Consider the following 23,550-nt stretch of genomic DNA (forward strand, 5'->3'; position numbering starts at 1 on the left):
TGTTCTTCGGGGTCCGCTTCACACGGCTTTAACGCCAGGGACACGAGAGGGAATCGGGAGCCACTGAGCATGTTTTTGGATCCAATCCAGCGAAGATTTAATCCATTCTCAGGATCGGTGCCCAAGGAGGCCCCATGCCGGACCAACCATCTGGATCGCCCTCGACCGCCGCCGTCACCCCGTCGTCGGTGCCGACGATCGCCTCTCGGGACGTCTCGCGCCGGACGATGCTCCGAGGGGCCGGACTGCTCGGCGTGGGCGTGGGGTTCGGACTGCCCGCCCTGCTCACCGCGTGCGGCGCGGCGGCCCAGGACGGGGGCGGCAGTGGCAAAGGCGGCACACTCACCCTGGCCATCGACGCCACCAGCGCCGTCAACGACCCGGCCTTCTACACCTCCCTGGGCGACTGGATGGCCGTCGACTGCGTCTGCCGCGGTCTGACGTTCATCTCCTTCGAGACCAACGAGCCCACACCGGACCTGGCGGAGAAGTGGACCATGTCCGATGACAAGCTCACCTACATCTTCACCCTGCGCAAGGGGGTGAAGTTCCACGACGGAACCACCCTCGGTTCCGCCGACGTGCTCGCCAGTCTCGGCCGCCAGTTCGACCCCGACGACAAGACGCTGCCCAAGGGCGCGACCCGCCCGCTGGCGAGCATGGGAGCCAACGTCGCCTCGCTCACCGCGCCCGACGACATGACCGTGAAGATGGTCCTCAAGAAGCCTGACCGGACCGTGCTCGGCAAGCTCTCCGACATCGGCGGCCGGATCATCTCCAAGGCCGCGCTGGACAAGTACGGCGCCGACATCGGCAAGCACCTCGTGGGCACCGGGCCGTTCGCCTTCTCCGCGGCCACCTCCGGGCAGTCCATCACGCTCAAGGCCTTCGACGGCTTCCGGCTGGGCAAGCCCCCCATAGACCGGCTGGTGCTGCGCCAGGTCCAGGACCCCTCCACCATCGTCAGCTCGCTGCTCAGCGGCGACGTGTCGGCGACCCAGTTCGCCCCGTACTCAGCCGTTTCGCAGCTGCGCAAGGACAGCACGGTGAAGGTGTACGACACCCCGCACAACGCCGACGCCATCATGATGATCGACGCCCGCCGGGTCCCCGAGCTCAAGGTGCGCAAGGCCATCAACCTGGCCATCAACCGCAAGGCCATCCTCCAGCAGGCGTTCTACGGCGTCGGCGCCGAGCCCAGGGGCTACGCCATCCCGCCGGCCCAGAGCGGTTACGACACCGCGCTCGCCGACCTCAGCACCCAGGACACCGCGCAAGCCAAGCGGCTGGTCGAGGAGGCCGGGGCGAAGGGGCGCACCATCCGGCTGATGGCCGCCAGTGACTCCTGGCACCCCAAGGCGGCCCAGATCATCGCCCAGAACCTCACCGACGTCGGCTTCAAGGTGGCCACCACGTCAGTGGACCCGGCGACCTACTTCAGCCGGCTCCTGGACGGGGAGGACGACTACCACGACCTGATGATCTGGGAGCGCAACACCTACGTGCCGGACCCCGACGACATGGTCGGCGCGATGGCGAGCCCCACCAGCATCTACGGCTCCAAGCTCTCCGGGATGGACACCCTGAAGGGCGCCGCCTCCCTGGCCGACGACCTCTACGCGGCCAAGAACCTCACCGACGCCAAGAAGCGCACCACCGCCTACACGAAGATCCAGCGCAGGTGGGCCGAGGAGTACATGGTCCTGTCGATGCTGGCCTGCTTCAGCAACCTGGTCGTCAGCGGTGCGGACGTGAAGGGCATGAACACCGACGCGCTGGCCAACCACCGCTGTTACATGGAGAAGGCCAGTGTCTGAGACCGGCGCTGCGGTCGACGCCGTGGCGGTGGAGGCGGCGGCCCCCGCCGCCGTGGCCTTCCCGCCCCGGTCCGGGACGGCACGACGGCTGACGGCCGCGCTGCGCCGGCGCAGGGTGGCCCGCTCCTGGCCCGCCCTGCTCGCCTGGCTGCTGCTGGCCGCCACGGTGCTGGCCGCTCTGCTCGGACCACTGATAGTGGCGGCCGACCCGCTGCGCCAGACCTCCTCGGCGCTGCTGGCGCCCGGGGCTCCGGGGCATCCGCTGGGCACCGACGACCTGGGCCGGGACGAGCTGGCCCGGCTGGTGCACGGGGCCCGCCCGCTGCTGCTGGTGTCCTTCGCGGCGACCGCGCTCGCGGCCGGGGTCGGCATCCTGGTCGGGCTGGTCGCCGGATACGCGGGCGGTGTGGTGGAGCAGGCGCTGATGCGGCTGGTGGACCTGGCGCTGGCCTTCCCGTCGATCCTGCTGGTGATCCTGCTGGTGGCGGCGGCCGGACCGGGCACGGTCAGTCTGATCCTCGGCATCGGTGCCTCACTGGCGCCGGGGCTGGCCCGGCTGGCCCGCACCCTGACCGCACGCGAGGCGGCCAAGGACTACGTCGTGGCCTGCCGGCTCGGCGGCACCGGGGCGCCCCGCATCCTGCTGCGCGAGGTGCTCCCCAACATCGGGGGTCCGCTGCTCGCCCAGGTCGTCATGACGCTGTCGGTCGCGGCGGGGTTCGCGGCCGGGCTCTCCTACCTCGGCCTCGGCATCCAGCCGCCGCAGCCGGACTGGGGCTACATGGTGCAGGCCGGGCAGGAGTTCCTGTACACCGCTCCCCGGCTGGTGGTGCTGCCCGCCGCCCTCACCCTGCTGTTCGTCGTGGCGTGCAACTTCGCCGGCGACGACCTGCGCGACGCCCTCGACCCGAGGGGAACGCCATGAGCGCGGGCACCGGGGTGCTGACCCGGGTGCGCCTGCCCCGGCCGACGGGAGCGGCCTGGGTGTTCCTGCGCAGGCTGGCCGTGATCCCCGTCGTGATGTTCGCGCTGGCCTCCCTGGTGTTCGTGGCGATACGGCTGCTGCCGGGCTCCCCGGCGACCTCCCTGGCGGCGGGCGGCAACACCGCCTCCGCCGCCGAGTTCAGCGCCAACGAGGAACGGGTCACCAAGGCCCTCGGCCTGGACCAGCCACTGCTCACCCAGTACGGCCACTTCCTCGACGACCTGGTCCATCTGCGGCTCGGCACCTCGTTCTACGGCTCCAACAGCATCCTCGGCCTGCTCGGCGACGCGCTGCCCGCAACCGTGGAACTCACCCTCGCGGCCATGACGGTCGCGGTGCTGCTCGGCGTCGTCACCGGAGTCGTCGCGGCACTGCGCCGGGGCAGCTGGATCGACACCTCGACCCGGGCCGTGGCGACCGTCAGCTTCTCGCTGCCCTGGTTCGCGCTCGGCGTGCTCGCCATCGTGGTGTTCGGCGTGTGGCTGCGCTGGCTGCCCGTCCTCGGCCGACTGCCCAGCACCCTCGACTATCAGCCCACCACCGGCTTCGTCCTGCTCGACGCGATCCTCCAGGACCGGCCCGAACTGGTGTGGCCATGGATCCAGCACCTGATCCTGCCCGCGGTGACGCTCGCGCTGTCGATGGCCGGTTTCATCACCCGGATCGTGCGCGCCTCCGTCCTGGAGGTGCTCGGCGACGACTTCGTGCGCACCGCCCGGATGAAGGGCCTCGGCGAGGGCGCGGTGGTGCGCCGGCACGTGCTGCGCAACGCCTGGCTGCCCATCGTCACCGTCCTCGGGCTCCAGTTCGGTTCTCTGCTGGGCGGTTCGGTGGTCACCGAGACCGTCTTCTCCTACCCGGGTGTCGGACGCCTGCTCGTGCAGGGCGTGCTGCAGCGCGACTACCCGGTCGTGCAGGGCACGGCCCTCGCGATCGCCCTGCTGTTCACCCTCGTCAACCACGCGGTCGACCTGCTCTACACGGTCCTCGACCCGCGTCTACGCAAAGGATGATCCCGATGGACATCGTGCTGGTCCACGGTGCCGGCGGACGGCCCACCACCTGGTCGGCGGTCCAGCCGCTGCTCGCCGCCCACGGCCACCGGCTGGTCACGGTCACCAACCCGATGACCTCGCTCGCCGACGACATCGCCGAGACCACGGCCGCGCTCGCGGGCACCGAGGGCCCGGTGCTGCTGGCCGGGCACTCCTACGGCGGCGCGGTGATCACGAACGTGGGTCGCGACCCGCGTGTCGCGGGGCTGGTCTACATCGCCGCGTTCGGGCCGGACGAGGGCGAGACCGTCAACGGGATAGTCGAGCGCTACGAGCCCGCGGAGATCTCCAAGTACATGCGGCGCGGCCCGAACGGCGAGTGGAAGTCCGAGCCGAGCGCGGAGTTCTGGGCGGAGATCGGCCCGGACCTGTCGGCCGAGCAGCGGGCGGCCGTCGAAGCGGAGGGACGCAAGGCCGACAACCTGATCTTCACCCAGGCGACCGGGGTCCCGGCCTGGCGGTCGCTGCCCACCTGGTACCTGGTCGCCGACGACGACCGCACCCTGCGCCCGGAGATCCAGAACTTCATGGCCGAGCGGATGAAGGCGACCGTCGAGCACCTGCCCGGCAGCCACTACACCACCCTGGTGTGGCCCGAGCGGGTCGCCGAGCTGATCCACCGGGCCGCGCTGGCCGTGGGCGGTGCCGTATGAACGCGCCGGAGGGCGTGCATGACGTGACTGCGCCGGAGACCGTGCACGACACGACCGCGTCGGAAGGCGTGCACGACGTGGCCCCTCCGGAGGCGGTGCTCGAAGTCCGTGGACTGCGTGTGGGGTTCGACGTGCCGGCGGGCCGGCTGCCCGCCGTGGACGGGGTGGACCTGACGCTGCGCAAGGGCGAGATACTCGCGCTGGTCGGCGAGTCCGGGTCGGGCAAGTCGGCGCTGTCGATGAGCCTGGTCGGCCTGAACCGCGGCCCGCGCACCTACATCGACGGATCCGTGTCCTTCCGGGGCCGGGAACTGGTGGGGGCGTCCGAGCGGGAGCTGCGCCGGGTGCGCGGCAAGCACGTGGCGGTGGTCTTCCAGGACGCGCTGGCCGCGCTCAACCCGCTGCACCGGGCGGGCGCGCAGGTCGCGGAGACGATCCGCGCCCATGGCGACGTCCCGCGCGCCACGGCCGCGAGCCGCGCCGTCGAACTGCTCGGCGAGGTCGGCATCGCGGGCCCGGCACGGGCCGCCCGCGCCTATCCCCACCAGCTCTCCGGCGGCATGCGCCAGCGCGTGATGATCGCGATGGGGCTGGCCAACGACCCCGCGGTACTGATCGCGGACGAGCCGACCACCGCGCTGGACGTGACCATCCAGGCCCAGGTGCTGGCGCTGCTGAAGCGGGTGCAGCGCGAGCACGGCACGTCCGTGCTGCTGATCACGCACGACCTGGGGGTGGTCGCGGAGGTCGCGGACCGGGTGGCGGTGATGTACGCGGGCCGGATCGTGGAGCAGGGCACCCGCGACGAGGTGCTGTTCGACCCGCAACACCCTTACACGATGGGCCTGCTCGGCTCGGTTCCTCCGCTGCGCGGGCCGGTACCCGAGCAGCTGCCGGCCATCCCCGGCGCTCCGCCCGCCGGTGTCGAGCGGCCGCCCGGCTGCGGCTTCCGGCCGCGCTGCGCGTTCGCCCACGACGGCTGCGACAGCCGCCCGGAGCTGCGGCGGCGTCACGGCGGCCCGGCCCATCTGGACGCCTGTGTGCTGCCCGGGCCGGCCCGGGCGCGGGCCCGCGCGGCGGGAGCCGCCGTATGAGCGAGGTCCTGATGAGCGCCCGCGGACTGCGGGTCGACTACGCCGGCCGGGCCGGCGGCCGGGTGCGGGCGCTGCGGGACGTCGACCTGGACATCGCCCGGGGCGAGACGCTGGGCCTGGTCGGTGAGTCGGGGTGCGGCAAGTCCACGCTCGGGCGGGCGCTGCTGCGCGTGGTGGAACCGTCGGCGGGCCGGATCGACTTCCTCGGCACCGATCTGACCCGGCTGCGCGGCCGGGCGCTGAAGCGGACCCGGGCCGAGCTCCAGATGGTGTTCCAGGACCCCTTCGGCTCGCTGAACCCGCGCCGTACGGTCGCCGACATCGTCGCCGAGCCGTTGCTGCGCTCCCGGGGCGCGAGCCGCGCCGACGCGGAACGTACCGTGGCCGAGCTCCTCGACCTGGTCGGCCTGGGGGCCGAAGCCGGCGGGCGCAAGCCGCACGAGTTCTCCGGCGGCCAGCGCCAGCGCATCGGCATCGCCCGGGCCCTGGCGTCCTCGCCGCGGTTCGTGGTGGCCGACGAGGCGGTCTCCGCGCTCGACGTGTCCATCCAGGCCCAGGTGCTGAACCTGCTGTCGGAACTGGTGCGCGACCGGGATCTGACGATGCTGTTCATCTCCCACGACCTCGGTGTGGTGCGGCACATCGCCGACCGGGTCGCCGTGATGTACCTGGGCGAGATCATCGAGACCGCTCTCCGGGACGACTTCTTCTCCGGCCCGGCCCATCCGTACAGCAGCGCGCTGCTGGCCAGCGTGCCGGAGCTGCGGCCCGGCCCGCCCGTCGAACGGCAGCCGCTGCAGGGCGAACTGCCGGACCCCGCGGACCCTCCGGAGGGCTGTCTGTTCCGGACCCGCTGTCCGTTCGCCACCGCCCTCTGCCGCACCCGGCACCCGGAACTGCGCGAGATCGCACCCGGCCGCCGCGTCCGCTGCCATCTGCCCCTCGGCCCCGTGCCCGTGAGTGAGGACCCGCATTGATCATCGACGCCTACAACACCACCCAGGACGTGCGCGGCCGTTCCGACTACCTGACGGGCGCGCGCAAGGGCGAGGCGCCGCCGCCCTACAAGCCTTTCGAACCGCGCCGCATCCTCGACCGGATGGACGCCGCCGGGGTGGACATGGCGATGGTGTGCTCGCTCGCGCAGCGCATCGAGAACGACTTCATCGCCTCGCTGGTGGCCGCGCACCCGGACCGGTTCTTCGGCTTCGGCCAGGTGCTGCCGCAGGCGGACGACGCCATCGAGGAGATCGACCGGATCGCCGACGCCGGTCTGGTGGGGCTGAAGCTGCATCCGAGCCTGCACGGCTACCACGTGGCCGACCACGGGCTCCTCGACCCGGTGTTCGAGGCCTGCGCCAGGCGTGGGCTGCTGGTGCTGGTCAACGCGCTGGACGACGCCTTCTGCGCCCCGCTGGCCATCGAGGAGATCGCCCGGGACCACCCCGGGGTGCCCACGATCATCGCGCACATGGGCGCGGTGTGGAACGTGCCGGAGGCGATCATCGTGGCCGAACGGCAGCCGCACGTCTATCTGGAGACGTCCGCGACGCTGATGAGCGACGTGAAGCGGGCCTACGCCCGGCTCGGCCCCCGGCAGATCCTGATGGGCAGCGAGTGGCCCGGCTCCGACTTCGACCTGGAGCGCATGAAGATCGCCAAGGCGATCGAGGACGAGAAGGACCGGGCGCTGGTCGAGGGCGGCAACATGGCCCGCCTGCTGGGGCTCGGCGCATGACCGCCGCGCCCGTGGCCGTCCCACCGGAGATGAGTGCGCAGGACGCCGAACTCCTTTCCGTGGCCCAGGCGTTGCTGGACCGGGTGTGGCAGCAGGACCGGCACGAGGTGGCCACCGCCCTGCGCACCGCGGACGGCCGGATCCACACCGGCGTCCATGTCGAGGGCTCCTGCCGGCGCAGTTCGGTCTGCGCGGAGGGCGTCGCCCTGGGCACCGCGCGCGGCGCGCTCGCGCCCGGTGCGCCTCTGGCGGTGACCTCGGTGGTATCGGTGCAGATCAAGCCCGCCGGACGGTTCCGGATCATCGCGCCGTGCGGGGTGTGCCGCGAGCTCATCAGCGACTACTGCCCGGACGCCGTCGTGTGGCTCACCACGGTCGACGGCGACCGTCCCGTCCCGGCACGCGCGCTGGACCTGCTGCCGGAGAAGAGCCGGCGCCGCTGGTGACCGCGAACAAGACCCCCGTACCCCCGAGGACAGGAGAGACATGCCGTCCGTCATCACAGGGCCGAGCGGCCTGAGCGTCCCCACCGGGCTCGACGTCCCCGCACTCGCCGCGCAACTCGGCGGCACCGGAACGCCGTTGCCGTGGGAGGAGCTGACCTGGCCGGAGGCCGGGACCACGGTCGCCGGCGGCGACGCGGTGATCGTCCCGGTGGGCGCCACCGAACAGCACGGCCCCCATCTGCCGCTGGCCGTGGACACCCGGATCTGCGAGGCGGTCGCCCTGGGCGTGTCCGCGCTGACCGGCGTACCGGTGCTGCCGCCGCTGGCCTTCGGCGTGTCCGCCTCGCACGGCGGCTTCGCCGGGACGGTGGCGCTGCGCCCCGAGACGCTGATCGCCGTCATCGAGGACGTCATCGACTCCCTGTACGCCAGCGGCGTACGGCAGTTCGTCCTGCTCAACGGCCACATCTGGAACAACGGCGCGCTCGACGTGTCCGCCGAGAAACTGAGGGTGCGTCACCGAGACGCCCGGGTGCGGGCGTTGGGGTACGTGACGATGTACCCGGGTCCCGAGGTCGACGGTCATGTCACGCACGGGCGGGCGCTGATGCACGCCAACTACTTCGAGACCTCGGTGATGCTGCACCTGGCGCCCGAGCTGGTGCGGATGGAGCGGGCCACCTCGCACGTCGACGTCGACTCCTTCTGGGACTACCGCATGGACCAGGTCAGCGAGACCGGTGTGTGGGGCAGGGACGTCACCGAGGCGAACGCGGCCCACGGGCGTGCCGAGTTCGACCGCTGTGTGCTCACCACCGCCCGCGCGGTCTCGGCGGCCGTGCGCGAGCCCTGGCCCAGCGCGGCCCACCGGCCCGGCGATCCGGCGTGAGCCGTCCGGCGTGAGCCATCCCGCCCGAGGAACCGCGCCGCCCGTTCCAGGAACGACAAGGAGAACCCCCTTGGACCCCAGCATCACCCTGCCCAGGCTGCCCGAGTGCGAGCCCATGCTCATCGGCGGCACCTGGACCACGGGCGCCTCGGCCCGGCGCATCCCGGTCCTCGACCCGGCCACCCGCGAGCCGTTGACCACGATCGCCCAGGCGGACGCCACCGACGTGGCCGCGGCGGTGGCCGCCGCCTCGGCGGCGCACCGCGACGGCCGCTGGCGCGCGCTGCCGCCCCGGGACCGGCGGGACGTCCTGCTGCGGCTCGCGGACCTGGTGGAACGGAACGCCGAGGCGCTGGCGATCCTGGACACCCTGGACAACGGCAAGGCGATCGAGCGGGCCCGCGGCGACGTGGAGCTGGGCCTCCAGGCCATCCGGCACTTCGCGGGCACCCCGGCCCGGCTGACCGGCACGGTGCACCCCGCCGGGCCCGGCCGGCATGTGTACAGCGTGCGGGAGCCGGTGGGCGTGGTGGCCGCCGTGCTCCCCTGGAACTTCCCCTTCATGATCGCCGCCTGGAAGCTCGCCCCGGCGCTGGCGGCCGGCTGCACCGTGGTCGTCAAGCCCGCCGAGCAGACCCCGCTGACCGCGTTGCGGCTGGCCGCGCTGTGCCTTGAGGCAGGTGTGCCGGAGGGCGTCGTCAACGTGGTGACGGGCGACGGACGCACCGGGGCGGAGCTGGTCGCGCATCCCGACGTGGCCAAGGTGTCGTTCACCGGGTCCACCGACGTCGGGCGGCTGATCATGGCCGCGGCGGCGCCGTCCGTCAAGCGGCTCACGCTCGAACTGGGCGGCAAGTCCGCCAACATGGTGTTCGCCGACGCCGACCTGGACGCCGCCGTACCGGCCGCCGTACGGGCCGTGTTCGGGCACTCGGGACAGATGTGCACGGCGGGCAGCCGGCTGCTGGTGCAGCGCACGGTGATGGAGGAGTTCCTGGACCGGATGCTGCCGGCCGTCGAGGCGCTGCGGATCGGCCCCGGCCTCTCCGGCGGGATCAACATCGGACCGCTCGTCTCCCAGGAGCAGTTCGACCGGGTCACGGGCTACCTGGACCTCGGACTCGCCGAGGGCGCGAAGGCGGCCACGGGCGGTGAACCCTTGCCGGGACCCGGCTGGTTCGTGCGGCCCACGGTGTTCACCGACGTCACGCCGGACATGCGGATCGCCCGGGAGGAGATCTTCGGACCGGTCGCCGCGGTACTGCCCTTCGACACCGAGGAGGAGGCGATCGCGCTCGCCAACGACAGCGACTACGGGCTCGCGGCGGGCGTGTGGACCACCGACCTCGGCCGCGCGCACCGCGCCGCGGCGGCGCTCCAGGCGGGCACCGTGTGGGTGAACACCTACAACGAGTTCGACCCCGCCGTGGCGTTCGGCGGCAGCAAGCAGTCCGGTCTGGGCAGGGATCTCGGCGACGCGGCGGTCGACGGGTTCACCGAGCCCAAGAGCATCACGATGGCGCTGTGAGCGCCCCCGTGACGGCGGTGCCGCCGGCTCCCGCCGGTTTCGACGTGGCCGCCGAGCGGGCCCGTACCCCGGGCTGCGCCACCGGACACCACTTCAACGCGGCCGGTGCCGCGCTCCTCGCCTCGGACACGGTCGAGGCGGTCATCGCCCAGCTGCGCGCCGAGAGTCTGCACGGCGGCTACGAGGCGGCCAGGCTCGCCGCCGACGCTCTGGCGGCCGTCTACACCCGTACCGGCCGCCTGCTGGGTGTCGACGCCGACGAGACAGCCCTGGTCGAGAGTGCCACCGCCGGCTGGCAGCGCATCGTGTCGGCGCTGCGGCTGCGGCCCGGGGACCGGGTGCTCGCCGCCCGCTCCAGCTATGTGAGCAGCGCCCTGCACCTGCTGGCCGCCGAGCGCGACACGGGCGTACGGGTGGAGGTGCTGCCCAACGGGCCCGACGGCGCGACCGATCTGGAGGCCCTGGAGCGGGCGCTGCGCACCGGTCCCGCCGCGCTGGTGACCGCGGCGCACGTGCCGACTTCGTCGGGGCTGGTCGAACCGGCCGCCGGCATCGGCGCGCTGAGCGCCGAGCACGGGGTGCCGTTCCTGCTCGACGCCACCCAGTCGCTGGGCCAGCTGCCCGTCGACATGCCCGCCCTCGGCTGCGATCTGCTGATCGGCACCGGCCGCAAGTTCCTGCGCGGTCCGCGCGGCACGGGGCTGCTGGCGGTACGCCGTCCGCTCCTCGAACGGCTCGCACCGCAGGCACCGGATGTCCGCGGGGCCCGCTGGACGGCCGAGCGCAGCTGGGAACTGGCCCCCGACGCAAGGCGGTTCGAGCTGTGGGAGGCTGCCCACGCGCTGCGGCTCGGCCTGGGCTCGGCACTGGCCGACCTGCACGCGCTCGGTCCCGCGACCGTCTTCGCCCGCCTGTCCGTCCTCGCCGCGCGGCTGCGCGAGCGGCTCGGCGCGGTCCCCGGGGTACGGCTCACCGACCCGTCGGCGGCGGGCGGGGCGATCGTCACCTTCGTGGTGGAGGGGCTCGACGCCGGCGAGGTCCAGCGGCGACTGGCACTGCGGCGGGTGTACCTGATCGCCGTGCCGGCCGACCACGGCCGCTGGGACATGGACCCGCGCGGACTGGCCAAGGTGGTGCGGGCGTCGGTGCACGTGTACACCGACGACGACGACCTGGACGCCCTGGTGGAGGCGGTCGCGGAGATCGCGGCGGACGTGCGCGGAACGGACCGTACGGCGTCGGCGGCGGCCACCGGTGCCACAGCGGCAACCGGTGCCACAGCGGCCACGGGTGCTACGGCGGACACCTCCCGGACCCTCGCCCGCCTCCCGCGCACCCGGCCCGTCCGGGCGTCCGGGGCGGCCCGCCGGGACGCCGTGGTGGTCGGGCTCGGCGTGCACGGCGGCGCTGCGCTGCGGCAGCTCGCCGAGCGGGGGCTGGACGTGCTCGGGATCGAGCAGTTCGCGGCGGGGCACGACCGTGGCTCCTCGCACGGCGCCACCCGGATGATCCGCCGGGCCTATCCGCACGCCGACTGGGACGTACTGGTCGACACCGCCTACCGCGCCTGGGCCGAGCTGGAACAGGCCGCCGGGACCCGGCTGTTGGACGTCACCGGCGGGCTCTACGCGGCGCCCGGGGAGCGGCCCGATCCGCTGCGCGGTCCGGGCTGCCGAACGGTGGACCGGACAGCCGCGGCCCGGATCTTCCCGGGGCTGCGGCTGCCCGAGGGGTTCACGGCGGTCCACGACCCGGCCGCCGGGATCATCGACGCCCCCGCGACCCTGCGCGCCCAGCTCGCCCTCGCGCAGCGGGCCGGGGCCACGATCACCGACCGCACGCGGGTCACGGGCTGGCGTCCGGACGGCGACGGGGTCGTCGTCCGGACGGCGGGCGGGGAGGTGCGGGCCCGTCGGCTGGTGCTGTGCGCCGGGCCGTGGACGCCGTACCTGGTGCCGTCGCTGGCCTCGCACCTGACGGTCACCCGCATCGTGAACGCGTACTTCGCCGCGGATCCGGCGGGGCCGCTGGGGCCCGGCGGGCTGGGCAGCTTCTCGGTCGATCTGCCGGAAGGGCTGCTCTACGGCTTTCCGGCCACCGACGGCCGGGGGGTGAAGGCCGGCCTGGACACGGGTCCGGCGTGGGATCCGGACACGGCCGGACCCGCCGCGACCGCCGACGAACTCGCCCTGCTGGCAAGGGCGGTGGCCCGGGTGCTGCCCGGTGCGGGCCCGGTCACGGAGAGCCTGACGTGTCTGTACACCATGACACCGGACCGGCGGTTCCTGGTCGGCGAGGTGCCCGGGGTGCCGCAGGCGCTGCTGGCCTCGGCCTGTTCGGGACACGGCTTCAAGTTCGGTCCGGCGATCGGGGCCGCCCTGGCCGACCTGGTGTGCGAACTCCCGCGCCCGGACCTGGACTTCCTCTCCCCCGCGCGACTGGTTGCCGGCGGTGCCCGTTGAGGGCCGCCACCGGGGCGGCCGGGGGCGGGGGCGGGTCAGCCGTGGAACACGGTCTGGGAACGGCGCTCGTACCAGGCGGTCAGGTGTTCGCCGGCGCTGATGACGTGCTCGCGCATCGCCTCCTGCGCCCGGTCCTCGTCCCGGCCGGTCAACGCGGCCACGACGGCGTCGTGCTGACGGACGTTCAGCTGGCGGTGGCGTTCGTCACCGGTCAGGGCCAGCGAGGACACGTTGCGCGGGAAGCTCTCGTTGATCCGGTCGATCATCCGGCTCAGCCAGGGGTTGTCCGCCGCCTGGCAGACCACGGTGTGGAAGCAGTCGTTGGCCTGGGTGGTGTCCGGGGCACCCGCGACGGACGTACCGGCGCCCTCCGCCGCCGCGCGCAGCACGTCGTTGTGGCGGCGCAGCTCGGCGAGCTGGCTGTCGGTGATCCGGGCGGCCGCGCGCCGGGCGGCCAGGGCCTCCAGCTCGGCGCGCACCTCGTAGGCCTGACGCACCTCCCAGGGCGCCGGCACCCGCACCACCGCGCCGCGGTGCGGCTGCATCTCGATCAGGCCGCCGTTCTGCAGCTGGCGCAGCGCCTCGCGCACCGGAGTGCGGCTGACCCCGAACTCGGCGGCCAGCGCCGCCTGGCGCAGCGGTTTCCCGATCGGGAGCTTCCCGTCCATGATCCGCGCGCGGATACGGGCAGCGATGTCGTCGACGAGGGCGCCTTCGTCGGTCTGGGGCGTCATCGGAGTGGGTCTCACCCTTCTCGGGGGCTGACGGGGGCCGCGCGGTGGTGGAGCAGTCTGCCACGCCGCCGCCGTCCACTGTTCATCGACATTGGATCCATTCACAGAGTATCCGCATCCAATAGGAGTGTGTCATGCATCTCGATGTGACCAAGGCCATCGATGTCTCGGTGCCGATCCACCCCGGCATGCTGCACTGGGGCCGGCGACCCGAGGTGGAGGTCGTCGAGTCGCGTACGGCGGGCGATCCGTCCAACGTCAGCCGCTGGCGCATCGGGGCCCACACCGGGACGCACATCGACGCCCCGGCCCACTTCGTCGACGGCGGGAAGACCGTGGACCGGCTGGACCTGTCGGCCCTCAACGGGACGGCCCGGGTGCTGGACCTGACCCATGTCAAGGAGCAGATCACCGCGGCCGACCTCGACGCGGCGGGGCTCGGCACGGAGGAGCGGGTGCTGCTGCGCACCAGCAACTCGGCGGGGGTGCTGCGCAGCCCGTGGAAGGCCCGGCAGTGGGTCGGCCTGGCCCCGGACGGCGCCGAGCGGCTGATCGAGGCGGGGGTGCGCACGGCGGGCATCGACTACCTCAGCATTGAGGCGGTCGCCTACACCACGCATTGGGAGACCCACCAACTGCTCTGCGGCGCCGACGTGTTGATCCTGGAAGTGGTCGACCTGCTGCACGCCCCGGCCGGGGTCTACGACATGCTGTCGTTGCCCGTGCCTCTCCAGGGCGCCGAGGCGGCCCCCTCGCGCACTCTGCTTCTCCCCCGGGACGCCGCGTGACCCCGGCCGGCGCACTGGCCCTGGCCGCCCCGCATCCCGCGGCGCTCACCGCGGCCCGGCGGGCGGCCGCGCGCGGCGGCAACGCGATGGACGCGGCGCTGGCCGCCGCGGCCGCGCTGACCGTCGTGTACCCGCATCAGTGCTCCCTCGGCGGCGATCTCATCGCCCTGGTCCACGCGCCGGACGGCACCGTGCGCGCGTTGCTGTCCGTCGGGGCGGCCGCGGCGGGCACCGACGTCGAGGCGCTGCGCGCGGCGGACTCCCGGATGCCGGCCCAGGGCCCGCAGACCGTCACCGTGCCGGGCGTGGTGGCGGGCTGGGCGGCGCTCGCCGAGACGTACGGCACGCCGGGCGCGCTCGGCACCGCGCTCCGGGACGCCGCCGCGCTCGCCCGGGAGGGGGCGACGGTCTCGGCCGGACTGGCACGCGCGGTACGGGACAACGAGGCGCGCGTCAAGGCCGACCCGGGCCTCTCCACGCTGCTGACCGGCCCGGACGGCCGCCCGGTGACAGAGGGCGACCCGCTGCCCCAGCCCCGGCTGGCGACGGTCCTCGACGAACTCGCCGCCGATCCCTGGTCGTTCTACGGGGGCGCGGTCGCCGAGAGACTGGCCACCGGCCTGCACGACCTCGGCAGCCCGCTCACCGCGGCCGATCTGGAAGCGCACCGGCCGGAGTTCACCGAGCCGGTGGAGGTCGAGCTGGTGACGGACGGGCCGACGAGCACCGATGTGGCGGGTGCCGAGGCGGTACGCACCGAACCGGCGAACGTGAAGACGGGGAACACGGAGGCAGTCGGCGCCGAGCCCGTGGGCGCCGATGCGGTCGGCACCGATCCGGTGAGCGTTCGTTGGTGGGCCGCGCCTGCGCCCAGTCAGGGGGCTGTCCTGCCCGCGCTGCTGGCCGCGGCGGCCGGTGCCACGGGACGCTCCGCGGTGGAGCGCACCCGGGTGCTGGCCGCCCGTTGCCAGGACGCCGCGGCCGCCCGCGACCGGCTGCTGGGCGACCCGCGCGGGCAGCGGCTCGACCTCGACGGGCTGCTCGACCCGGCACCGCTGGCCGGCGCGCTCCCGCCACGGCCGCCGTTCCGGCCGTCCGGTGACACGGTCGCGGTGACGGCCGTGGACTCCTCCGGGCTCGCGGTATCGCTGATCCAGAGCGTCTACCAGACCTTCGGCTCCGGACTGTGCGACCCGGGCACCGGGATCGTGCTGCACAACCGGGGTTCGGCGTTCAGTCTGCTCCCCGGACATCCCGGCCTGCTGCGCCCGGGTGCGCGCCCGCCGCACACGCTGTGTCCGGTGATCGGCCGCTCCCCCGCGCTGCTGCTGGCGGCCGGCTGCCAGGGCGGCCGGGCCCAGCCGCAGATCCTCGCCCAGACCCTGCCCGGGCTTGCCGACCCGGACGCCGACCCGGACGCCGTACTGGCGGACCCGCGTTGGGTGATCGGCGCCCGGGACATCGGCTTCGAGGAGCAGAGCCTGCTCGCCGAGCCCGGCTCGGTCCCGGAGTCGACGCCCGCCGTGTCACCGGGACTTCCCGTGGTCACCGCGCCGGGCCCGAGCGATCTGGCCGGACACGTCCAGGTGGTCCGGCTCACGCACGACGGCCGCCTGGACGCCGCCTCCGATCCCCGCGCCGACGGCGGCACGGTCCACCTGGCGGCCGGCACCCCCGCCGCGCCTCGCACCACCCGCACCACCGGCAACACCCCGGAAGGAACCCCCGTATGAGCACCCTCGCTCCCCGCTCCGAGTCAGCCGCCGCACCCCATCCGCTGGATCCGCTGTCCGCCGCCGAACTGGCCGTCGCCGTCAAGGTGTTGAAGGACGACGCCCGGGTCACCGAGGACGCCCGGTTCTGGGGCGTGGCCCTGGACGAGCACCACGCGCGCACCGCCCGCCCCGGCGACGCCCGGCGGGCCCGCGCGGTGGTGATCTGCCCCTCCGCGCACCTCGGTTACGAAGTCGACCTGGAACTCGGTGCGGAGCCGCGTGCGACGGCATGGCGCGAGCTGGACGTGCGCAGCCCCGGCTGTTCCTCGGAGGAGGCCCGGCAGGCCGCCGCCGCGTGCCGGGCGGACCCGCGGTTCCGGGAGGCGCTCGCGCTGCGCGGCATCCACGACGTGTCGCTGGTGATGGTCGACCCGGAGTCGATCGGCGGCTTCGAGCCGCCCGAGCACCCGGGCCGTCGGCTGACCTGGGGCAGTGTGTGGCACCGCGAGTCGCAGGACGACAACGGCTACGCGCGGCCCGTGCAGGGCGTGGTGCCGATCATCGACATGGAGTCGATGGAGGTGCTGTACATCGAAGACCACGGAGTCGTCCCGCTGTCGGAGGAGTCCGGCGTGTTCAGCGCCGGGAGTGTGCCCGAGCGGGCGGGTCTGAAGCCGCTGGAGGTGGTCCAGCCCGAGGGGCCGAGCTTCACCGTGACCGGGCAGCGGGTGGACTGGCAGGGCTGGTCGGTACGGGTCGGTTTCAGCCACCGCGAGGGCCTGGTGCTGCACGACCTGAGCTTCGACGCGGGCGGCAGGGGGCCGCGCGAGGTGATCCGCCGGGCCTCGGTCAACGAGATGTACGTGCCGTACTTCGACACCGCCTCCACCCAGTACCGCAAGAACTTCTTCGACTGGGGCGAGTACGGCGCCGGGCCGCTCACCAACTCCCTTGCCCTGGGCTGCGACTGCCTCGGCGTCATCCACTACTTCGACGCGGCGGTCCTCGGCGGCGACGGCGTGCCCCGGGTCATCCCCAACGCGGTCTGCATGCACGAGGAGGACGACGGGATCCTCTGGAAGCACCACGACGGGCGCACCGGCCGCACGGAGGTGCGCCGCTCCCGCCGGCTGATCATCTCGGCGTTCGCGACGGTCGCCAACTACGACTACGGCTTCTACTGGTCCCTGTACCAGGACGGCTCCGTCATGCTGGAGATCAAGATGACCGGCATCCTGTCCGCGACCGGTGTCACGGAGGACGAGGAGACGCCGTACGCCCGGCGGGTCGCCCCGAACGTGGCGGTCACCAACCACCAGCACTTCTTCGCCGTACGGCTGGACATGGCGGTGGACGGAACGGCCAATCGGCTGGTCGAGGTGACCGCCGAGCACGAGAGCGACCCCGCGCTCGACCCGTACGGCAACGCGGCGCGGACCGTGCTGCGGCCGGTCCTCAGCGAGGCGGAGGGCGGGCGGTCCACGGACGCCTCGCGGGCCCTGCACTGGCGGGTGGAGAGCACCCAGGCGCGCAACCGGATGGGTGAGCCGACCGCGTACCGGGTGCATGTGGAGAACACGGCGGTGCTGCCGGTGCGTCCGGACAGTGTGTGCGCGCGGCGGGCGCCGTTCGTGGCGAGGCAGCTGTGGGCCACGGAGTACGACCCGACGCGGCGGTTCGTGGCGGGCGAGTACCCCAACCAGGCCGAGCCCGGCGCGGACGGGGTGCACCGCTGGCAGGAGGAGGACCGTTCGCTGGACGGCACGGAGCTGGTGCTGTGGGCGACGGTCGGCTCGCACCACTTCCCGCGTCCCGAGGAGTGGCCGGTGATGCCGGTGGCCCGGGCCAGGCTGCGCCTGGAGCCGGACGGCTTCTTCGACCGCAACCCCGCGCTGGACGTCCCGGCACCCGTCTCCTGCCACCCGCCGGCCGACGGGGACGGTGGGGACGGCGGGCAGTGCTGCGGCGGATGACGGCCGCCGACGGGGCGCTCGCGGCACGCCGACGGCTCGACTCGCCCACGGCCCCGGTGCGTCGGCTGCTCGGCCCGCTCGCGCCCCCGGCTCACCGGCTGCTCGCCGTGCTCAGAGCCCTGGCACGGGGACTGTCCGGCGCACCCGCGCTGCCGTCCCACGGCACGCTCGGTGGCTTCGCGGTCCCGGTGCGCCAACTGCTCGCCGTGTCCGCGGTCCTGACCGTGACCGGCGCCGCCGCGCTCACGGGCGGCGCCTCCGGGGACAACGGCCACGCGGCGCACACGGCGGCTGCGGCACACGCGGCAGATACGGCGACCGCGGTGAACACCACACACGCCTGGGACGGGACCGTCGCCGTCGGCCTGCTGTGGGCGGTCCTCGCGGTCACGCTGGCGTTCGCGTGGCCCGCGCTGCGGGTCGCGGTGGCGCCAGGGGCGCGGCGGCTGACCGGCCGGTGCGTACTCTTCGCCGCTGCGGCCGCGGCCGTGCTCGCCGTCCCGCTGCTGCTGGTGCGGACCCCGGGCGGGATGGACACGCACGTGTGGGCAATGGTCCGCTTCGAGTCGCTGGCGGTGCTGGGACCGGCCCTGCTGGCGCGCGCCGTCGGCGCGACAGGGCCGCCGTCCGCTCGGGAGCGCGGCGGGGCCCGCCTGGGAGCGGCAGTCTGGACGGTGTCGGCTTACGCCTGGCATCTGCCGCCTCTGCACGGGCTCGACGGGCCGGGGATCGAGCTGGCGCGCTCGTTCTCCTGGGTGACGGCGGGCGTGCTGCTCTGCCGTCACCCGGCCTCCCCGCGCGGGCCGTTCCTCGCCGCGCACCTGGCCGCCCTGCCGCTGGCCGCGGTGATGGCGACCACTGGACGGGGTGCGGCGGGTCTGGTGATGGCGGCCGCCGACGCGGCCATGGCGGTGTGCGTGCTCAAGGCCCGCCGCCGGAAAGGCTGTTACACCCGCGTAAATATTGGATCCAATTATTGACTCCCTGGATCCTCCCATCGCTACGGTCTCCGTGACCGGGACAGAAAGGCGTCAGATGCGCGAGGAAGAGAACGTACGGCTCACCAGAACGGGCCCGGGCACGCCCGCCGGGACCTGGATGCGCCGCTACTGGCAGCCCGTGGCCCTGAGCGAGGAACTCGACGGCGTACGACCCCTGGTGGCCCCGAAGGTGCTGGGGCAGGACCTCGTCCTGTTCCGGGACGGGGACGGTGAGCTCGGTCTGGTCGACCGGGGCTGTCCGCACCGGGGAGCCGATCTGGCGCTGGGCCGGCTGGAGGACGGCGGTCTGCGCTGCTGCTTCCACGGCTGGCTCTTCGGTCGGGACGGCGCCTGTCTGGACACCCCGGCCGAACCGGCCGGCGGCGGCCTCGCCGCCCGGGTCCGGCTGGGCAGCTACCCCGTGCGCGAGATCAACGGCGTGATCTGGGGCTACCTCGGCCCCGGCGAGCCGCCCGAACTGCCCGCGCTGGACTGCTTCGAGGCCCCTCCCGGGCACACCTTCGCCTGGAAGGGCCTGCTGGAGTGCAACTGGCTCCAGGCCCTGGAAGTCGGCATCGACCCCGCGCACGCCTCGTACCTGCACCGCTTCTTCCAGGACGAGGACCCCTCGGAGAGCTACGGCAAGCAGTTCCGGGCCGCCTCCCGGGGCACCGACCTGCCGATGACGAAGATCCTGCGGGAGTACGGCCGTCCCGACATCGACGCCGTCCGCACCCCGTACGGCATCCGGATAACGGCGCTGCGCACGCTGGACGGCACCGACACCGAGGGCCGCCCGATGGACGGCAGCCGCACCCATGTCCGGGTCACCCACCAGGTGTTCCCGCACGGCTTCCACATCCCGCTGGACGCCGAGACCGCGATCACCCAGTGGCATGTGCCGATCGACGACACCTCCTGCTACTGGTACGCCCAGTTCACCAGCGTCGGCGGCCCGGTCGACCGGGCGCAGATGCGTCGGCAGCGGGTCGACGCGGTCACCCTGCCCGACTGCCGCCCGCGCTTCGGCCGCTCCAACGGCTACGGCTACGACCCCGTCGAGCAGTTGGCCACGACGTACACCGGACTCGGCACCGACATCAACGTGCACGACCAGTGGGCGGTGGAGGGCCAGGGCGCCATCCAGGACCGCACCCGCGAGCACCTGGGCCGCTCCGACAAGGCGATCGTGATGTACCGGCGCATGCTGGGCGAGGCGATAGCCGCCGTCGAGCGCGGCGAGGACCCGCCGTTGGTGCTGCCCGCGGAGCGCGCGGCCGAACTGCGCGGCCCCGTCACCCTCGACGGCATCGGTCCCACCGAGGGCTGGGCCGAGCACTGGGCCGCCGTGACCGCGAAACAGCGGGCCGACAGCGGCTGGGCGCAGGCGGCCGGAACGGACGGCTGACCGCGGTGGACTTCGTCGAACGTCACGCGGGGTGGACGGACGGACAGTCGGCCGCCGCCGAGGAGATCCGCGACCGCGCCGAGGGCGGCGGGCTGAAGGTGGTGCGACTCGTCTTCGCCGACCAGCACGGGCTGCTGCGCGGCAAGACCGTCACCGCCTCCGAGGTGCCCGCCGTGCTGCGCGAGGGCACCGGCATCGCCTCGTCCCTGCTGGCCAAGGACACCTCGGGCCGTACCGTGTTCCCGCTGTTCACCCGGGAGACCCCGCTCGGGCTGCCCGAACTGCGCGGCGCGGCCGACATGGTGATGGTGCCCGACCCGCTCACCTTCCGGATGCTGCCGTGGTCGCCGGGCACCGGCTGGCTGCTGTGCGACCTGCGGTTCACTTCCGGCGCCCCGGTCCCGCTGTGCACGCGCGGGCTGCTGCGCTCGGTGCTGGCGCAGGCGGACGGGCTCACCTACCGCACGGGCCTGGAGGTGGAGTTCCACCTGTTCCGGCTGGACGACCCGAGGCTGGGCGCGGCCGATCTGGGCCAGCCGGGCGCGGCACCCGAGGTGGGCATGCTGAATCACGGCTACCAGTACCTGAGCGAGCTGCGCTACGACGAACTCGACCCGATGCTCGACGTGTTGCGCGGCACGCTCGAAGGGCTGGGGCTGCCGCTGCGCACCCTGGAGGTCGAGTTCGGTCCGAGCCAGGTCGAGCTGACACTGCGCCCCGCCGACGGACTGGGTACGGCGGACGCGATGGTGCTGCTGCGCAGCGCCGTCAAGCAGGTCGCCGCCCGGCACGGCCACCACGCGACCTTCATGTGCCGGCCCCATCTGCCCGGGGTGTTCTCCAGCGGCTGGCACCTGCACCAGAGCATGGTCCGCGGCGACGTGGGCGTCTTCGCCCCGGAGCCCGACGCGGATGCCGGTGCCGAGTCCGGTGCCGTCGTCGGCGGGCCGGGGCTGTCGCCGTACGGCAACGCCTTCCTGGGCGGGCTGCTGCGCCACGCCCGGGCCACCAGCGCGCTGTCGACGCCCACCCTGAACGGGTTCAAGCGGTTCCGGTCGCTGTCGCTGGCGCCCGACCGCGCGGTGTGGGGGCGGGACAACCGGGGCGCGATGGTGCGGGTGCTGGGCGACGGTCCGTCGTCCGCCCGGCTGGAGAACCGCATCGGGGAACCGGCCGCCAACCCCTATCTCTACCTCGCCTCCCAGCTCGCGGCCGGTCTGGACGGAGTGGCGCGCGGTCTGGACCCGGGTCCGGCGGCCGACGAGCCGTACGCGACCCGGGCGGAGCCACTGCCGCGCTCCCTCGGCGAGGCGCTCGACGCGCTGGAGGCCGACCGGGAGCTGACCGAGCGGCTGGGCAAGGACTTCGTCGCCTACTACACGAGCGTCAAGCGGGCCGAGATCGCCCGCTTCGACCAGGAGGTCACCGACTGGGAACAACGGGAGTACTTCCGTGTCTTCTGACCTGCGCGCACCGGACTCCGCGCGCCTTCTGGTCCGCCAGGCCCGCTGGATCGCCGAGGAGGTCGTCGAGCTGCGGCTGACCCGGCGGGACGGGCTGCCACTGCCCCCGTGGGAGCCCGGCGCCCATGTGGAGCTGACCCTGCCCTCCGGGCTTCGCCGCTCCTACTCGCTGTGCGGGGATCCACGGGAGCGCGCCGTCTGGACGGTCGCCGTGCATCGCGCGCCGGACAGCCGGGGCGGCTCCCTGGAGCTCCACGGAACGGCGCTGGTCGGCCGGGAGCTGACGGTCGACGGGCCGGTCAACCGGTTCCCGCTGCTGCCCGCCCCCGGGTACCTCCTGCTGGCCGGCGGCATCGGCGTCACCCCGCTGCTGCCCATGGCCCGGGCGCTGGCCGCCGGTGATCTGCCGTGGCGCCTCGTCCTGGGCGCCCGGGACCGCTCCCGGCTCGTCTACGCCGACGAGCTCATCGCGCTCGGCGGCGACCGGGTCCGGCTGGTCCCCCAGGACGAGGCGGGCCTGCCCGACCTCGCCGCGGAACTTGCCGCCGCCCCGCCCGGCCACGCCGTGTACGCGTGCGGTCCCGCGGCGATGCTGGACGCGGTGGCCGAGCTGTGCCGGACGGCCGTACCACCGTGTCCACTGCACATCGAGCGGTTCGGCCCGGCCGTCGACGCACCGCAGGACACGGCACAGGGGCGGTTCGAGGTCGTGCTGCGCCGGTCGGGGCTACGGCTGGCGGTGCCGGCGGACCGGTCGGTGCTGGAGGTCGTACGGGACCGTGTGCCGGACGTGCCCTACTCCTGCGAGGAGGGCTACTGCGGCAGCTGCGAGACGCCTGTCCTGGCGGGCACCCCCGACCACCGTGACTCGGTGCTCGGGCCGGAGGAACGGGCGGCCGCCAAGACGATGATGATCTGTGTCAGCCGCGCCGCCTCACCCATCCTCGAACTGGACCTCTGATTCCCCCGACGACGGACGGAGCACCATGACCCGACGCGGTGTACGGCGCGTCCTGCCCCTTCTCCTCGGCTGGGAGGACCTGCCCAGATCGGTGTCCGTGCACGGCGCGCCGCACGGGGAACGGGTGCGGGAGCCCGTGCCGGGGGTGCTGCTGGAGACCGAGGAGGGGTGGCTGCTGCTGGACACCGGCTTCAACACGGCCCTGCTGCGCGACCCCGCGCTGCGCCGGCGCTACTACCCCTCCCCCTCCTACCAGCCGGAACTCCCCGGTTCCGGTGAGCCGCTGCCGGAGGCGGTGGCCGCCGTCGGGGTCGCGCTGGAGGACATCACGGCCGTCGCCGTCAGTCATCTGCACGCCGACCACGCCGGTGGGCTGAAGCACTTCGCGGGCCGGGTGCCCGTGCACATCCAGCGCGCCGAGCTGGAGTACGGGCTGTCGGGACGGCCCGAGGTGGAGCGCGAGACGATCTTCCGGGTGGACTTCGACGACCCCCGCATCGACTGGCGGCTCGCCGACGGCGACCGGGAGATCGCACCGGGCGTCACGGCCGTCCTGACCGCGGGGCACACCCCCGGCCACCAGAGTTTCGTGGTGGATCTCGCCGACGGCGGCGGGTACGTGTTCACCTGCGATGCGGCCGACCTGACCGAGAACATCGTCGAGGAGCGCCCCGCCGGCACGTCGATCGGCGTCCCCCCAGAGGCGACCCTGGAACCCATCCGGCATCTCAAGCGGCTGGCGGAGGAAAAGGGGTACGAGCTGGTCCCGGGACACGACCCGGTCATCTGGCCGGAGTTCATCCGCCGCCTCGCGCCATGAACGCGCTCCCGCCGTCGCGGCTGTGGCTCGCTCGCTGACCA

Annotated in this window: 20 protein-coding genes; 19 read left to right on the forward strand and 1 reads right to left on the reverse strand. The window is 73.5% G+C overall.

What is annotated here, in order from left to right:
• Positions 1 to 134 precede the first annotated feature (134 nt).
• The 11 genes from ABZ725_RS49940 (at position 135) to solA (ending at position 12,667) form a co-directional block, all read left to right on the forward strand.
• Positions 135 to 1,817 carry an ABC transporter substrate-binding protein gene (locus tag ABZ725_RS49940; protein ID WP_358809023.1) on the forward strand — a complete coding sequence of 561 codons (1,683 nt, stop codon included), beginning with the start codon at positions 135 to 137 and terminating at the stop codon, positions 1,815 to 1,817.
• Positions 1,810 to 2,742 (forward strand): ABC transporter permease, encoded by a 933-nt coding sequence (locus tag ABZ725_RS49945; RefSeq protein WP_358809024.1) that lies wholly within the window; start codon positions 1,810 to 1,812, stop codon positions 2,740 to 2,742. Before ABZ725_RS49940 ends, ABZ725_RS49945 begins: the two co-directional genes overlap by 8 nt.
• Positions 2,739 to 3,815, forward strand: a complete 1,077-nt coding sequence (locus ABZ725_RS49950; protein WP_358809025.1) for an ABC transporter permease — start codon at positions 2,739 to 2,741, stop codon at positions 3,813 to 3,815. The genes ABZ725_RS49945 and ABZ725_RS49950 overlap by 4 nt, the downstream gene beginning before the upstream one ends.
• 5 nt (positions 3,816 to 3,820) lie before the next feature.
• Positions 3,821 to 4,510: an alpha/beta hydrolase gene (locus ABZ725_RS49955; protein WP_358809026.1), complete on the forward strand. Its 690-nt coding sequence runs from the start codon at positions 3,821 to 3,823 to the stop codon at positions 4,508 to 4,510.
• A 23-nt stretch (positions 4,511 to 4,533) separates the two neighbouring features.
• Positions 4,534 to 5,604: an ABC transporter ATP-binding protein gene (locus ABZ725_RS49960; RefSeq protein ID WP_358809027.1), complete on the forward strand. Its 1,071-nt coding sequence runs from the start codon at positions 4,534 to 4,536 to the stop codon at positions 5,602 to 5,604.
• A complete protein-coding gene (locus tag ABZ725_RS49965; RefSeq protein WP_358809028.1) occupies positions 5,601 to 6,581 on the forward strand; it encodes an oligopeptide/dipeptide ABC transporter ATP-binding protein in 981 nt (326 codons plus the stop codon). The genes ABZ725_RS49960 and ABZ725_RS49965 overlap by 4 nt, the downstream gene beginning before the upstream one ends.
• A complete protein-coding gene (locus ABZ725_RS49970) occupies positions 6,578 to 7,342 on the forward strand; it encodes an amidohydrolase family protein (protein ID WP_351918361.1) in 765 nt (254 codons plus the stop codon). The genes ABZ725_RS49965 and ABZ725_RS49970 overlap by 4 nt, the downstream gene beginning before the upstream one ends.
• Positions 7,339 to 7,788, forward strand: coding sequence for a cytidine deaminase (locus tag ABZ725_RS49975; RefSeq protein WP_358809029.1), 450 nt, complete (start codon positions 7,339 to 7,341; stop codon positions 7,786 to 7,788). The genes ABZ725_RS49970 and ABZ725_RS49975 overlap by 4 nt, the downstream gene beginning before the upstream one ends.
• A 40-nt stretch (positions 7,789 to 7,828) precedes the next feature.
• Positions 7,829 to 8,677 (forward strand): creatininase family protein, encoded by an 849-nt coding sequence (locus ABZ725_RS49980; RefSeq protein ID WP_358809030.1) that lies wholly within the window; start codon positions 7,829 to 7,831, stop codon positions 8,675 to 8,677.
• 70 nt (positions 8,678 to 8,747) lie between these two features.
• Positions 8,748 to 10,205: an aldehyde dehydrogenase family protein gene (locus ABZ725_RS49985; protein WP_358809031.1), complete on the forward strand. Its 1,458-nt coding sequence runs from the start codon at positions 8,748 to 8,750 to the stop codon at positions 10,203 to 10,205.
• Positions 10,202 to 12,667, forward strand: a complete 2,466-nt coding sequence (gene solA, locus ABZ725_RS49990) for an N-methyl-L-tryptophan oxidase (RefSeq protein WP_358809032.1) — start codon at positions 10,202 to 10,204, stop codon at positions 12,665 to 12,667. The genes ABZ725_RS49985 and solA overlap by 4 nt, the downstream gene beginning before the upstream one ends.
• A gap of 35 nt (positions 12,668 to 12,702) precedes the next feature.
• On the opposite strand, the gene ABZ725_RS49995 is transcribed toward solA, so the two are convergent.
• Positions 12,703 to 13,401 (reverse strand): GntR family transcriptional regulator, encoded by a 699-nt coding sequence (locus ABZ725_RS49995; protein ID WP_358809033.1) that lies wholly within the window; start codon positions 13,399 to 13,401, stop codon positions 12,703 to 12,705.
• Between the two features lie 134 nt (positions 13,402 to 13,535).
• Between ABZ725_RS49995 and ABZ725_RS50000 the strand changes: the two genes are divergently transcribed.
• Genes ABZ725_RS50000 through ABZ725_RS50035 form a run of 8 tightly spaced genes read left to right on the forward strand, consistent with a single transcriptional unit; the run spans position 13,536 to position 23,509 of the window.
• A complete protein-coding gene (locus ABZ725_RS50000; protein ID WP_358809034.1) occupies positions 13,536 to 14,189 on the forward strand; it encodes a cyclase family protein in 654 nt (217 codons plus the stop codon).
• Positions 14,186 to 15,922, forward strand: coding sequence for a gamma-glutamyltransferase (locus ABZ725_RS50005; protein WP_358809035.1), 1,737 nt, complete (start codon positions 14,186 to 14,188; stop codon positions 15,920 to 15,922). Before ABZ725_RS50000 ends, ABZ725_RS50005 begins: the two co-directional genes overlap by 4 nt.
• A complete protein-coding gene (locus ABZ725_RS50010; protein ID WP_358809036.1) occupies positions 15,919 to 17,877 on the forward strand; it encodes a primary-amine oxidase in 1,959 nt (652 codons plus the stop codon). Before ABZ725_RS50005 ends, ABZ725_RS50010 begins: the two co-directional genes overlap by 4 nt.
• Positions 17,874 to 18,857: a hypothetical protein gene (locus ABZ725_RS50015; RefSeq protein ID WP_358809037.1), complete on the forward strand. Its 984-nt coding sequence runs from the start codon at positions 17,874 to 17,876 to the stop codon at positions 18,855 to 18,857. Before ABZ725_RS50010 ends, ABZ725_RS50015 begins: the two co-directional genes overlap by 4 nt.
• Positions 18,858 to 18,912: 55 nt before the next feature.
• Positions 18,913 to 20,265 carry an aromatic ring-hydroxylating dioxygenase subunit alpha gene (locus tag ABZ725_RS50020; protein WP_358809038.1) on the forward strand — a complete coding sequence of 451 codons (1,353 nt, stop codon included), beginning with the start codon at positions 18,913 to 18,915 and terminating at the stop codon, positions 20,263 to 20,265.
• 5 nt (positions 20,266 to 20,270) lie between these two features.
• The gene (locus ABZ725_RS50025; RefSeq protein WP_358809039.1) at positions 20,271 to 21,728 is read left to right on the forward strand and encodes a glutamine synthetase family protein; all 1,458 of its coding nucleotides are present in this window, start codon (positions 20,271 to 20,273) and stop codon (positions 21,726 to 21,728) included.
• A complete protein-coding gene (locus ABZ725_RS50030; RefSeq protein WP_358809040.1) occupies positions 21,718 to 22,689 on the forward strand; it encodes a PDR/VanB family oxidoreductase in 972 nt (323 codons plus the stop codon). Before ABZ725_RS50025 ends, ABZ725_RS50030 begins: the two co-directional genes overlap by 11 nt.
• A gap of 25 nt (positions 22,690 to 22,714) precedes the next feature.
• A complete protein-coding gene (locus ABZ725_RS50035) occupies positions 22,715 to 23,509 on the forward strand; it encodes an N-acyl homoserine lactonase family protein (protein WP_358809041.1) in 795 nt (264 codons plus the stop codon).
• Positions 23,510 to 23,550 lie beyond the last annotated feature (41 nt).

The sequence above is a fragment of the Streptomyces sp. NPDC006872 genome, from assembly GCF_040635845.1.
Lineage (GTDB): Bacteria > Actinomycetota > Actinomycetes > Streptomycetales > Streptomycetaceae > Streptomyces.